4 protein-coding genes are annotated in these 14507 nt (G+C 66.5%); 3 read left to right on the top strand and 1 reads right to left on the bottom strand.

Annotation, left to right across the window (positions count from 1 at the left end; translation table 11 throughout):
* Nucleotides 1–88 precede the first annotated feature (88 nt).
* Nucleotides 89–805, bottom strand: coding sequence for an N-acetylmuramoyl-L-alanine amidase (locus ACSYGN_RS11960; protein ID WP_460394686.1), 717 nt, complete (start codon nt 803–805; stop codon nt 89–91).
* A gap of 60 nt (nt 806–865) precedes the next feature.
* Between ACSYGN_RS11960 and mnmA the strand changes: the two genes are divergently transcribed.
* From mnmA to ACSYGN_RS11945, 3 genes are all read left to right on the top strand, one after another.
* Nucleotides 866–1999, top strand: a complete 1134-nt coding sequence (mnmA, locus tag ACSYGN_RS11955) for a tRNA 2-thiouridine(34) synthase MnmA (RefSeq protein ID WP_460394684.1) — start codon at nt 866–868, stop codon at nt 1997–1999.
* Nucleotides 2000–3025: 1026 nt separating this feature from the next.
* Nucleotides 3026–6721 (top strand): laminin G domain-containing protein, encoded by a 3696-nt coding sequence (locus tag ACSYGN_RS11950; protein ID WP_460394682.1) that lies wholly within the window; start codon nt 3026–3028, stop codon nt 6719–6721.
* Nucleotides 6722–6902: 181 nt separating this feature from the next.
* Entirely contained in the window at nt 6903–13436 is a 6534-nt protein-coding gene (locus tag ACSYGN_RS11945; protein WP_460403396.1) for an RHS repeat-associated core domain-containing protein, read from the top strand.
* Nucleotides 13437–14507: the final 1071 nt, after the last annotated feature.

Raw genomic sequence — 14507 nt, 5'->3', positions numbered from 1 at the left:
GTGATCACGGGCCAACTGGCCTATGGACACATGGACTTGACTATGTGCAGGTCGAGGACATGACACAGCATTGGGGGGACCGGGTTGCTCACTGGATGTGACGTGCGTCACGCACGCTGGACGCTTTCCGGACGAGCCGGATGTAACGGTCCCAGTCCCAATGGGGCCCGGGGTCGGTGTGATCGGTCCCCGGCACCTCCACATGCCCCACGATGTGCTGCCGGTCGACGGGTATGCCGTAGCGCCGGCAGGTCGCGGCGGTGAGCCGGGCGGAGGCGGCGTACAGGGCATCGGTGAAGGACGAGGCGCGGTCGACGAACCCTTCGTGCTCTATACCGACGCTGCGCAGGTTGTACCCCCAATTACCGGCGTGGTAGGCGACGTCGAGCTCCCGGACCATCTGGGTGACCTGCCCGTTCTGCCGCACGATGTAGTGTGCGGCGGCCTCGTGCCCGGGGTCCTGGAAGACCTTGACGGCGCTGCGGTAGGACCCCTGGGTGACATGGATGACGACGCGGTCGACGGCGTAGTCGGCGGGCCGGTCGGCGCGCATGTAGTTGGCGGTGGATGCGGCGATCCAGTGAGCCCCGCGGAAGTCCACGGCACCCTCCACCCGGTCCTTCTCGACCCCCGGCAGCCGCCAGTACCACCGCGTCAGCCCATCCCGCGCGAGCACCCCCGCCCCCACGATCCCCAAGGCCCCGCCGACGAGCAGCGCCCGCCGCCCCAGCCGCTGCCGCCGCGCGTCCTGCTCGGCCCGCTCCGTCACGTCATCCACATCGTCCACATCCGCGATAGCCCCCATGTGATCGTCAACGGATACTCGCGGGCCCCGGTTCCCGCGTCCCCGTACCCTGGAAGGGCTATGACTGAGACCCCGCAGCCCCGTCCCCTCCGCGTCCTCGCCGCCATGTCGGGCGGTGTCGACTCCGCCGTCGCCGCCGCGCGCGCGGTGGAAGCAGGCCATGACGTCACCGGCGTCCACCTGGCCCTCTCCGCGAACCCGCAATCGTTCCGCACGGGGGCGCGGGGCTGCTGCACCATCGAGGACTCCCGCGACGCCCGCCGCGCGGCGGACGTGATCGGCATCCCGTTCTACGTCTGGGACCTCGCCGAGCGCTTCCGCGAGGACGTGGTGGAGGACTTCGTAGCCGAGTACGAGGCCGGCCGCACCCCGAACCCGTGCCTGCGCTGCAACGAGAAGATCAAGTTCGCCGCGCTGCTCGACAAGGCGCTGGCGCTGGGTTTCGACGCGGTGTGCACCGGCCACTATGCGAAGATCGTCACGCTGCCGGACGGCGTGCGTGAACTTCACCGTGCCTCGGACATGGCGAAGGACCAGTCGTACGTCCTCGGCGTCCTGGACGAGCGGCAGCTGGCGCACGCGCTGTTCCCGCTGGGCGACACGGTGACGACGAAGGACGAGATCCGCGCCGAGGCCGAGCGCCGGGGCCTGGCGGTCGCCCGGAAGCCCGACTCGCACGACATCTGCTTCATCGCCGACGGCGACACCCAGGGCTTCCTCGCCGACCGCCTGGGCCGGGCCGACGGCGACATCGTCGACGAGACCGGCACCAAGATCGGTACGCACGAGGGCGCGTACGGCTTCACGATCGGCCAGCGCAAGGGCCTGCGCATCGGCACCCCGGCCGCCGACGGCAAGCCGCGCTACGTCCTGGACATCTCCCCGGTGACCAACACGGTGACGGTGGGCCCGGCGGCGGCCCTGGACGTGGTGGCCCTCACCGCGATCAACCCCCGCTGGTGCGGCACGGCCCCCACCACCCCGGCCGCCTACACGGCCCAGCTCCGCGCCCACGGCGAGGAGACGAAGGTGACGGCGGACCCGGTGGGCGACGTCGTGGAGGTGCGCTTCACGACCCCGGTCCGCGGAGTGGCCCCCGGCCAGGCGATCGTCCTGTACGACGGCACCCGAGTGGTGGGCTCGGCGACGATCGCGTCCACGGTGCGGGCGGGGGAGCCGAGCTCGGTAGGGTGAGGCGCACCGGGAGTGTGCGGGGTGCGTCCGCACGGCCCGGACACTACGGGTCGGCCTGTGCCTCGGCCGGCTCAGGTGCCCTGTGATCCTTCCTGTTCGCCTGGTATTAGGGCTGGCTCTCAGGGCGGGCGGCGACCGGCGCGGTGCGATGGCAGATGCTGTGCGGCTCGGGTGCGGCCGCCGACCGCATGCTACGCACAACCCAGTACCGTCGGGTAACCGTCGGTGAACCCGTTGATGCCGCGCGCAGGCCGAACATGACTCGACCGTCCACTTGCTCCGCGCTTCGGCCACTCCGCCACGCGAAGACGCAGGTTCCAGGCGATGTCCATCTTCTTGATCATGTGCTCGGTCCCCACGGGTCGGCGTGCTGGCCCTGCAGGGCGCTAGCCCTGTGCTTCGCCTGCGCGGATTTTATTTCTTCTTTGCCTGATCTAGGAGGGAATTTCGGCCATGCCCGACGGTCTCCGTGCGGGTACTGGAGCCTGCAGAGTCATCGGCTGGAGAGGTGTACGGGCATGAGGGTGGTGTCCATCCTTGCAGGTGTCCGCTGCTGTTGATAGCCGCAGTTGCGGCAGCTGTCACTCTCCGGTTATGTGCAGTTGCGCATCGCTGACCGTAGAGGCAATCCGATCTTAGATTGACCGAACGCGGTCAATTCCCTCCTTGGATGACCACGGAGGTTGCATTCGCAATCCAACTTCTGTGACGTGTTGTGTCTCTGCTCATGTCCCTTTGATCCCCGATGTGGAGCAATCTTGTGTGTGCGCTGTGAGGGAAAGGGGCAGTGATTGGGGGTCTCGGAGACGGTTCTGTCCGGTGGTTTCATTCGCCTGTTTTGGTGCACGGACGTGGCTTGATCAATGTCCGCGTGGTTGCATGTGCCATTGACCACGGATGATCACGGCGGTCTCATGAAGCGGCCGTGAAAGCGGCGTAAGAACGTCGTGAACCGTTGGGGTGGGCATGGGGTTTCGTTGGCGTGCTGGGAAGACAGTTGGCGCGCGTAGACGTGCCGTGTCCTTGGTGGTGTCGGCCGCTGTGCTGGCCGCTTGGCCGGCTCTCGCGGCGCCAGCCACGGTGGCGCAGGCCGAGGGCGCGAGTGACACCAGCCAGGTGACGCCGGAGGCGCGGGCCGATGCGGAGAAGGCCGCACAGACGGGGGAACAGGTCGAGATCGTGGGCGAACGGACGCCGTACACCACGACGTTCGCCAATCCGGACGGTGTGACGTTCACGCTGAAGGACTCCGCCGTGCCGGTGCGGGCACGCCGGGCGGACGGGTCCTGGACGCAACCGGATGCGACGCTGGAGAAACGGTCGGACGGTACGGTCGGGCCGAAGGCGTCGGTCGCCAAGATCTCCTTCTCCGGCGGGGGAAGCGGCTCTGATCTGGTGAAGCTGTCCCTCGACGGGCGGTCGCTGACCGTGGGGTGGCCCGGCACGTTGCCGAAGCCGACTCTGGACGGTGACTCGGCCGTGTACGCGGATGTCCTGCCGGGCGTGGATCTGCGGATGACCGCCACCACCGAGGGCTACCGCGAGGTGCTCGTGGTCACCTCGGCATCGGCCGCCTCGAATCCGGAACTGAAGAAGCTCTCGTTTCCGGTGCGAGCCGACGGGCTGTCCCTGAAGGACGGGGGAGGCGGCGGCCTGTCCGCGGTCGACGACGATGGCAACACCGTCTTCCGTGCTCCCGCCGCCCGGCAGTGGGACTCGGCGGGCGATGCTGGCGATACCGCGACCATCTCTTCCGCGGCATCCTCCCACTCGGCGTCCCAGGCTTCGTTCACGACAACGGCGCAGGCCAGCGCTACGGATGCGACCACGAGTGACGACGGTGAGGCGACACCGGACCCGACCGAGGGGCCCGGTGACGGAGACTCCTCCGCCCGCCTTCCGGTCACCGCGGAACAGGACACGATCACGGTTACCCCGGATGCGTCCATGCTCACCGACGGTGCGGCCGTCTTCCCCCAGTACATCGACCCGGACGTGGGCATGACGGCCTCCGAGCGGACGCTGCTCTCCTCGGACGGCGACACCTTTTACAACTTCTCCGGTGGCGACAGCGGCAAGGGCGTCGGCTACTGCGACACCTACGTCACCGGCGGCTACGCCTACTACTGCGGTTCCGGCTACAAGAACCGCATGTACTTCGAGTTCTCGCCGGCGAAGCTGGCGGGAAAGCATGTCCTGGATGCCACGTTCGCCATCACGGAGAAGTGGTCGATGTCCTGCACCCCGTCGTGGGTGGACCTCGTGCGCACGGGCAATATCTCGTCGTCGACGAACTGGCCGGGACCGACGGCGAACTGGGACCTGATGGTGGACCGGAACGTGTCCGCGGGGCGCGGTTCGGCGTGTAGTCCCAGCCAGCCCGCTGCACCGATCGAGTTCAACGACAACCCCGCCGAGACGAACGAGAACCTCACCTCCACCCTGACGAAGTTCGCCAACGGCGACTTCTCCCGCCTCACGCTGATGCTCAAGGCGCACGACGAGACCGATCCGAACAGCTGGAAGCGGTTCGACGACGACGCCGAGATCGATGTGAAGTACGTGGGTATCCCGGCCAAGCCCACGAAGATCGGCCTGGTCGTCGGAACGGGCGTCGCATGCGAGACCAAGCAGTCGGACCCGTTGGTGGTCTCCGACCCGACGCCGGCGCTCACGGCGACACCGCAGACCGCGGCGGGCGGTGAGTCGGGCGCGTCGCTCAAGGCGGTCTACAGCGTGGACAAGTACACGGCGAGCAGCAGCACATGGTCGACCGTCTTCGAAACAGCACGGCCCACCAGCGGGTACGTGGGTGACAACGTCTCACCGGGCAGCGTCCCGACGTCGACGCTGACCGAGGGAACGCTGTACCGGTACCGGGCCTGGACACGGTCGTACTACAACAGCGGGGACGACTACCTGGCCGGCCCGTCGAACGCGGCCAGCAATGCCTGGTGCTACTTCAAGGTCGACCCCACCCGTCCCAAGGCCCCGGGGATCGCCCTGTCGAGCCCGTACTCGGCGTGCAACACTTCGTGCACCGCGGCGGGCGGGCCGGGTACGGACGTGACGTTCACGTTCAGTCCCGCGTCCGGCGACGCTGCCACCAACACGTACTACGAGTACAAGCTGACCTCCTCGGCCGCGTGGTCGGCGCCGATCCCCGCCTCGAAACCGACTGCGGTGTTCACCCCACCGACATCGGGCACATTCAGTGTCTTCGTGCGGGCGGAGGACTCGCTGGGCTGGGGCGCCCAGAACTCGGTGGACTTCCTGGTCGCGGAAGGTCCCGGCCCGATCGGCCTGTGGCACTTCGACGAAGCGAGCGGCGCCGCCCTCGACACGTCCACGACGGTTGCGGCGGAACAGGACAACGCGACCCTGTCCTCCTCCGGTGCCTCCCGGGACGGGCGTGGTCGGCGGGGTGTGCTGACGCATGACGCTTCGGGCGCGGAACTGGTTCCGTCGGTGATGGACACGGGCCTGACGGTGGACGGTTCGGCTGGCTACGCGGCCACCTCGGGTGCTGTGGTGGAGGCCCGGTCGTCGTACACGGTCGAGACCTGGGCCCGGATGGCCGCCACCCCGACGCACAACTACGTGGTGCTCTCCCAGACGGGCAGCGGCAGCACACAGCCCGGCTTCGCGATCTACTACTCCACCGCCTACAGCAAGTGGACCTTCAACTGGCACTGGACCGACTCGGCCGGCACCACGCACTTCGTGCGGTCGCTCGCGGACTCCGCGTCGCCCCCGGTGAAGGTGTGGACGCACCTGGCCGGCGTGTACGACGCGAAGGCGGGCACGATCCAGCTGTACATCAACGGCAAGGCCCAGGGCAGTCCGCAGGCTCTGCCGAGCGGGGAGCCGGAAGCCGTCACCGGACCGCTGGAGTTCGGCCGCGGCAACGGCAGCACCGCAGGCACTTTCACGGACTACTTCAACGGTCAGATCGACGAGGCAACCGTCTGGCAGCGGGCCCTGTCGCCGGCAGAACTGTCCACCGAGGCGCAGCTGAAGATCAACGACAGCTACGCAGCTGCTGCGATGGTGGCGGACTGGGATCCGTCCGCGGCGACCGGCACCACCGTCGCCGACACCATCTCCGGATACGGTACGTCCCTGACGCTGTCGGGCGGCGCGTCGCTGGACGGAACGGGAATCGTCCTTGACGGCACCGACGACGCCGCGACCGCACCGGGACCGCTGGTGGACGACACCGGATCCTTCACCGCGACCACCGCGGTGCAACTGGACAGCGCCGCGCTCGCAGCAAAGCCGGCCGGCTACATGGGACAGGTCCTCGGCCAGCGCAGCGCGGACGGCTCCGCCTGGGGCCTGTGGTACGAGCTGACCGGCACCGACACCGACCCCGAAACCGATGCCACGGTCCCTGTCGGGTTCTGGCACTTCGGCCGTCTCAACACCGACGGCAGCTTCACCGGAGTGGTCTCCGACCACATCGCCGACCTTGGGAGCGCGGTACGCCTGACCGGTGTGTTCGACGCCCAGTCCGGCACGGTCAGCCTTTATGTGGGCGACGCACAAAACGGTGAAGACACCGCCTACACGGCAACCCCGGGCACCGGCGACTTCGCTGTCGGCAAGGCGTACGTGAAGTCCGCCTGGGGCCACTATCTGCCCGCGACGGTCAGTGACGTCCGGGTCTATGCCGGTGCCATGGCCAGCCAGGAACAGGTCGCCGAAACAGTCAAGGACTGACGTCCCCACCGCCCGTGGTGAGGCAGCAGATGCTGCCTCACCACGGGTAAATCCCACGCTTCCTTTGCTGATGACTTCTCACATGTAAGGGGTTGTTGCCGTGCGTGCCGCCAGTGACGCGATACGCCGTAGACACCGAGTGCTCACGGTCTGCGTGACACTCGCGCTGGCCGTGGCCGGCCTGAGTCCCGTGGCCGCCCAAGCCTCGACGACCACCAAGCAACTGGTACCCGCCGTACCAGAGCAGCGCTCCGACACCGTCAAGACGGTCAAGGGGCTGGGGGCGAAGAAGGCCCGGGCACGAGTGGCCGCGGAAAAGGCTGCCAACAAGAAGCAGGCCGAACACGCTCTCACGGAGCAGAAGGCGACCTGGCCCAAGGCCGCCACCGACACCGCGCCCCTGCCCGCCTCAGGCACCGTCAAGCTGACAGCCGGCGGACTGCCCGTATCCGTGCACCGTGGCGCGGGAGCGAAATCCGCCTCGGGCACCGTCAGCGTCCGGGTCCTCAGCCGAAAGGCCGCGACAGCAGCCGGCATCAAGGGTGTGCTGCTGACCGCAGGCGCCAGCAACAACGGAGAAGCCAAGGTCAGCATCGACTACAGCGCCTTCGCCTCGGCCAACGGCGGCGACTGGGCAGGCCGCCTGCGACTGGTCACGCTGCCCGCCTGCGCGCTGACCACTCCCCAGAAGGCCGCCTGCCGCGTCCAGACGCCCCTCAAGTCCTACAACGACATTTCAGGCCAGCAGGTGTCCGCCACCGTCCGGCTCGGACAAGGCTCAGCCCGGAGCGGTGAGGAGCGGGCCTCCCGCTCCAGTGCGCGGTCCGCGCCGCTGACGGCGGACACCGCCGCTTCCGCGACCGTGCTGGCACTCGCCGCCACCTCGGGTGAGTCGACATCTGGCTCCGGCAACTATGCCGCCTCGCCCCTGTCCGCCTCCTCCACCTGGCAGGCGGGCGGCTCCTCCGGAGCTTTCGACTGGTCGTACCCGCTGAGCACCCCGCCCGCGGCGGCAGGGCCGGAGCCGTCGTTGTCGCTGGACTACGACTCCGGCAGCACGGATGGCAAGACAGCCTCCACCAACAACCAGTCCACCCAGGTCGGCGAAGGCTTCGACCTGAGTGCCACGTCGTACGTCGAACGCTCCTACGGTTCCTGCGACGACGACGGGCATGATGGCACGTACGACCAGTGCTGGAAGTACGACAACGCCTCCCTCGTCCTCAACGGCAAGTCCACCGAACTCGTCAAGGACGACACGACCGGCGCCTGGCACCTCAAGGACGACGACGCCTCCACCGTCACCCACTCCACCGGCGCCGACAACGACGACAACGACGGCGAATACTGGACCGTCACCACCAGCAACGGCACCAAGTACGTCTTCGGCCTGAACAAGCTCCCCGGCGCCGACACCGAACGCACCAACTCGGTGTGGACCGCGCCCGTCTTCGGCGACGACTCCGGCGAACCCGGCTACGACAAGGGCTCCGCCTTCGCAGACCGCTCACTCACCCAGGCCTGGCGGTGGAACCTCGACTACGTCGTCGACCTCCACGGCAACGCCATGTCCTACTGGTACACGGCCGAGACCAACTACTACCCCAAGAACGGTGCCTCCACCGCCAACACCCAATACACCCGCGGCGGATACCTCACCAAGATCCTCTACGGGCAGCGTGCCAGCACCCTGTTCACGGGCAAGGCATCCGACGAGGTCACCTTCTCCTACGACGAACGCTGCACCGCCAGCGACTGCTCCTCGCTGACCGACTCCACCGCCGACAACTGGCCGGACGTCCCGCACGACCTCATCTGCGCAAGCGGCGACGACGCCTGCCACAGCGCGAGCCCCTCATTCTTCACCCGCAAGCGCCTGACCGGCATCGACACGCTCGCCTGGAACGCGACCACCTCCGCGGACACGGCGGTGGACTCCTGGGCGCTGACGCAGAAATTCGAAGACGGCCAGGAGATCGGCAGCACCGCCGACCAGACCCTGACGCTGTCCTCCATCCAGCACACGGGGAAGAACGGCACCGACATCAAGCTCAAGCCGGTGACCTTCACCTACCAGATGCGGGACAACCGGGTGGACTCCACCTCGGATGACATCCTGCCGCTGCGCATGCCCCGCATCGGCACCATCACATCCGAGACCGGCGCCATCACCACCGTGACGCTGTCCGACCCCGAGTGTGTCCGGGGCTCGAAGATGCCGTCGTCCGAGGACGACGACACCATGAGCTGCTACCCGCAGTACTGGCACATCAACGGCGCTGACGAAGCCTCTCTGGACTGGTTCAACAAGTACCGGGTCACGGCCGTCCTCAGCTCCGACCCGACCGGCCTGGGCGAAGCGGTGGAGACCTCCTACACCTACGCCGACCCCGCCTGGCACTACGCCTTCAACCCGTTCGTCCCCGCGGACGAGCGCACCTGGTCCGAGTGGCGCGGTTTCGGCAAGGTCACCACCGTCACCGGCGCTGCGGGCGACACCCAGTCCAAGATAGTCAGCACGTACATGCAGGGCATGGACGGTGACAAGAAGTCCGACGGCACCACTGCCTCGGCCACCGTCGCCGGTATCGACACCGCTGGCCTAGACGTCGCCGACATCACCGACAGCGACCAGGACGCAGGCTTCCTGCGCGAGCAGATCACCTACAACGGCTCCGCCCCGATCGCGACCACGGTCAACACCCCCTGGTCCTCGCAGACCGCCAGCCAGCAGAAGTCCTACGCCAGCATCAAGGCCTACTACATCCGCACCGGCGCCACCTCCACCTCCAACTACCTCACCGCATCCGCGACCTGGCGCACCCACACCGTCATCACCGACTACGACTCCTACGGCATGGCCACCCAGGTGGCCGACACCGGACAGACCGGCGTCAGCGGCGACAACACCTGCACCCGCACCTGGTACGCCCGCAATCGTGCCATCGGCCTCACCGGACTCGTCTCCCGCACCCGCTCCGTGGGCAAGGACTGCTCCACCGCCGAGACCGACCTGAGCCTGCCGGCCACGTCCGGCTCCCGCGGAGACGTCCTCTCCGACACCGCGGTGGTGTACGACAACACCTCCGCCACCGCCTGGTCCGCCACCCAGACCCCGACCCTCGGCGAAGCCACGTGGACCGGCCGGGCCTCCGCCTACCCCGCCTCCGCCACCAACGGCGAGCGCTACCCCTCCTCCTGGCAGACCGCCTCCACCAGCACCTATGACGACAGCGCCGGCACCTCGGGCCTGGGCCGGCCCCTGACTGTCACCGACGCGGCTGGCAACACCACCACGACCACCTACACGCCCACCGACACCGGGCCGCTCACCAAGACCAAGACCACCAACCCCAAGGCGCAGAACACCTACACCTACACCGACTACGCCTCCGGTCTGCCGACCAAGGCCTACGACGTCAACAACAAGATCACCGAAACCAGCTACGACGCTCTCGGCCGTAAGACGGCCACCTGGCTGCCCAACCGCTCTCACTCCGCAACCCAGACCCCGAACTACACCTACGACTACGGCGTCACCAACGACGCCCCCTCTTGGACGTCGACCTCCACCCTGAAGGCCGACGGCGTGAACTACAACACCAGCTACACCATCTACGACTCCCTACTGCGTCCCTTGCAGACCCAGACGCCCACCCCCGATGGCGGCCGCCTGCTCACCGACACCCGCTACGACACCCGCGGCCTCGCCTACGAAACCTACACAGACGTCTTCGACTCCAAGAACCTGCCCTCAGGCACCTACACCCGCGCCCAGTACGGCGGCGCACCCAAGCAGACCGAGACCACCTACGACGGCGCGGGCCGCACCCTGGACAGCAGCCTGTACGTGTACGGCGTCAAGAAGTGGACGACAGCCGCCACTTACACCGGTGACTCCACCGCGACGACCGCCCTCGACGGAGGCTCGGCCACCCGCACGATCACCGACATCTTCGGCAACACCGTCGAGACCCGCACCTACTCAGGAACCAGTCCGGCCGACGCGGCCTACGGCGCCGGAACGGGTGCCGCCTACACGTCCGTCAAGTACACCAACACCCTGGACGGCAAGGCCTCCACCATTACGGGTACGGACGGCACCAAGTGGTCCTACGGCTACGACCTGTTCGGCCGGCAGACCTCGGCCACCGACCCGGACCTGGGCACCACGACCACGACGTACACGAACCTGGACCGGACGGACACCACCACCGACGCCCGCGGCAAGAAGCTGCTGTACGCCTATGACGTCCTGGGCCGTCAGACCGATCAGTGGCAGACCTCCAAGACGGACGCCAACAAGCTCGCCCACTGGGACTACGACACCCTCGCCAAGGGACAGCTGGACGACTCCATCAGCTACGTCGGCGGCACCACCGGCAGCGCCTACACCCAGAAGGTCACCGCCTACGACAGCCTTTACCACGTCACCGGCGGCCAGCTGACGCTGCCCGCCAGCGACCCCCTGGTCACCTCCAAGGCCGTCACCACGACGCTCGCCTACAGCGCCTACTACAACATCGACGGCACCCGGCAGTACTACACCGAGCCGGCCGCAGGCGGCCTGAGCAGCGAGACCGTCGACTCCGAGTACGACGACCTGGGACTGGTCACCAACGTCGGCGGTTCCACCGGTTACCTCCTGTCCGCCGACTACAACCAGCTCGGCCAGGCGAACCAATACGTCCTCGGCACCTCGGAGGACGCCACCGCCAAGAAGACCTACATCACCAACACCCACGAAGAAGGCACCGACCGGCTCACCCGCAGCCTCACCACCGACGCCACCCGAAGCGTCCAGGACCTCAACTACACCTACGACGACACCGGCAACGTCACCTCCACCTTCGACACCGCCAACCTCTCCGGCACCGGCAAGACCGACTACCAGTGCTTCACCTACGACGGCTACCAACGCCTCACCGAGGCCTGGACCCCCTCCACCGCCTCCTGCACTGCCGCCGGCCGCACCACCAGCAACCTCGGCGGCGCCTCCCCCTACTGGACCTCCTACACCTACACCAGCAGCGGCCTGCGCCAGACGGAGACCACCCACACCTCAACCGGTGACTCCACCCGCAACTACTGCTACGACACCGCCCACCCCCACCAGCTCACCGCCACCACCACCGCCACCTCCTGCACCGGCGTCACCGCGACCTACTCCTACGACTCCGGCAACACCACCACCCGCCCCAACGGCAGCGACACCCAGTCCCTGACCTGGAACGCCACCGGCAACCTCGACACCCTCACCGAGAAGTCGAGCAGCGGCACCACCAAGAGCACCACCAGCCACGTCTACGACGCCGGCGGCAGCCTCCTCATCCGCCGCAACACCAGCGGCGAAACCGTCCTCTACCTCGGCACGACCGAAGTCCACCTCGACACCTCCACCAGCACCGCCAAATACTGGGCCCAGCGCTACTACGACGCCGGCGGCACGACCGTCGCCCTGCGCACCAACAAGAGCGGCACCCAGACCCTGTCCTATCTGTCCGGCGACCCGCACGGCACCTCCACGGTCAGCCTCGACGCCACCACCCAGGCCGTCACCAAGCGCTACCTGACACCCTTCGGCAGTTCGCGGACCGGCGGCACCGGGACCTGGTCGGACGACAAGACCTTCCTAGGCAAGACCACCGACACGACCAGCGGCCTCACCTATGTCGGTGCACGCGAATACGACTCGTCCCTCGGCCGATTCATCAGCGTCGACCCCGTCCTCGCCCCCAGCGACGCCCAGTCCCTCAACGGCTACACCTACGCAGACAACAGCCCGGTTACCGAAAGTGACCCCTCCGGACTGTGCCACCCCGACCAATGTGGTGTCGGGGTGCCCAGAGGCAACGTCACCGGAGGCTCGAGCGGCACTATTACCACTGGCCCCATAGACCCAGGAAACAGCTCCGCGGGTTCGTGCCGCTACGGCGTCTGCTCCAAGAGCACGACCAAGACGCTGAAGAACGGAGGCACGAAGACTACGACCACCGTCTTCGACCTCGGCAACAAACCCATCTTTGTCCAGACGATCGTAAAGGAGCCCGTTGTTTTCCATGGCTACGCCATGGGCACCAACCCCAACTACGACTCCAGCGTCAGTGACGGCTGGATAAAGAGGGGGAAGCTGGCCACGTGGCAGAAAGTTCTTCTCGGTATCGCCACAGGCATCAGCGTGGTCGTGGCGGGTGCTCCGGTCGCGGCGGCCGTGGGCCCGGAAGCTGCCGCTGCCTGCTTGGCTGACCCCCCTGCCTGCGCCGAGGTTGTCGGCGAAGTGGCGACTGGAGGGGCTTCAGGAGGAAGTTTGCCTGGCGGGTCTCTCAAGTTTGTCAACGCGGCAGAAGACGGAGCGCCCAAGAACTGGTACAACTGTGGAGCATGTGCTATTGCGGTTGACAGCACACTCGCGGGTAAGCCCATGCAGGCTTGGGACAGTGGACCACTGCAACCAGAGGTTCTAGAAGAATACTTCGGCAGTGCGTTCAAATATCAGAAGCATGGTGCAAACGGGGTGGTGGGCGAGCTCCTTAACGCAGGTGATGGAGCAAGAGGAGTGATCTTTGCCTGGCGAGACGGCGCGGACTTAGGGCACTTCTTCAACGCGGTAAATCACGGAGGGAATGTGAAATTTCTTGACGGGCAGGCGGGAGGATATGCCGACATGGATTGGGATCATTGGGAATTCATGCACACGGGTGGCGGAAAGAAATGATCTCACTGGAGGCTGCCAAGCTAGCTGCACAAGAATTCAGGTCACGCAATCTTCCCGGAAGTGATGGATTGCAATTGGGGATTCGTTCTCGAGGTATTTCGGGGGCTGGTCTCTACCTGTTTCAGATCACCGTGAATCCACCGTCCTCGACCGGAAGGCCAAGACTTGGGGGTAGTCCTGGGATTGTCGTCGACTCAAAGAGCGGGCGTTGTCGCTTTGTGAGTCACTCGGAGTACGGGCAACTCCTACGTGAGATAGTGGCTGATCAGCCATGAGGGTCTGTTCTATTGATCAGAAACTCGTGGTGTTCGGATCCAGGATGTAACGGACGGTGGGGCTGTCGAAGCGGCCTCATATCGTCTGGCGGCTACTTCGGCGGCCCACGCGTCCGCTAGACCTTGGACGAGAACCCTGTGTGTTTCTGGCTGCTTCTACAGGTCAGAGCTGTATCCGCTGCTCAGGCCCATCATTGCGTGGAAGCGAGCTGGAAGACCTTGGCCTGACCCGGATCCTCTTCGCGTAAGTGACGACATCGGTGTCCGAGCGTCGGCCTTCCGCCGGTACGGCGAGGCGCACCTCAGCCGATTCATAGGTAGCCATTGCAGGGGTGTGGATACAGGAAATCGATAGTGATTACCGGTAGTTCGTTAGTAACGAAACTACCGGTAATCACTGAAGTGGCGACCGGAGGGGCTGCGGGAGGAAGTCTGCCTTCCTCTGGCGCCGTTCAAAGTGCGGAAGCTGCAGTAAACGCCACCCGGGGTGCGGAGGCCGCTGTGCTGGGACTGCGCAGGGATGAATATGTCGCACAACTCATTGGTGGGACAGTTGCCCCTGCGGAGACCATCGCGCGTTCCACGAAGATTCAGGAGGGGACCAAGATGGAGACGACCACTTGAAGGAGTACTTCGCGGCGCACGGCGGAGCCGAGCAGTGGGGCAAGTACGCCACCCCGCGCTCAACATTCCGGGGAGGCTAGGGAACGTTCGACGTCCACTTCTACCGAAACGAAGTGAGCGGAGAGATCTACTACTACCACCACAAGGTGAAGCTGGGCGGAGGTGAGCGAAG

It is taken from the genome of Streptomyces sp. YIM S03343 (genome assembly GCF_054729195.1).
Note: the sequence above shows the minus strand (reverse complement) of the source record. Positions and strands in the feature narration are given on the sequence as shown.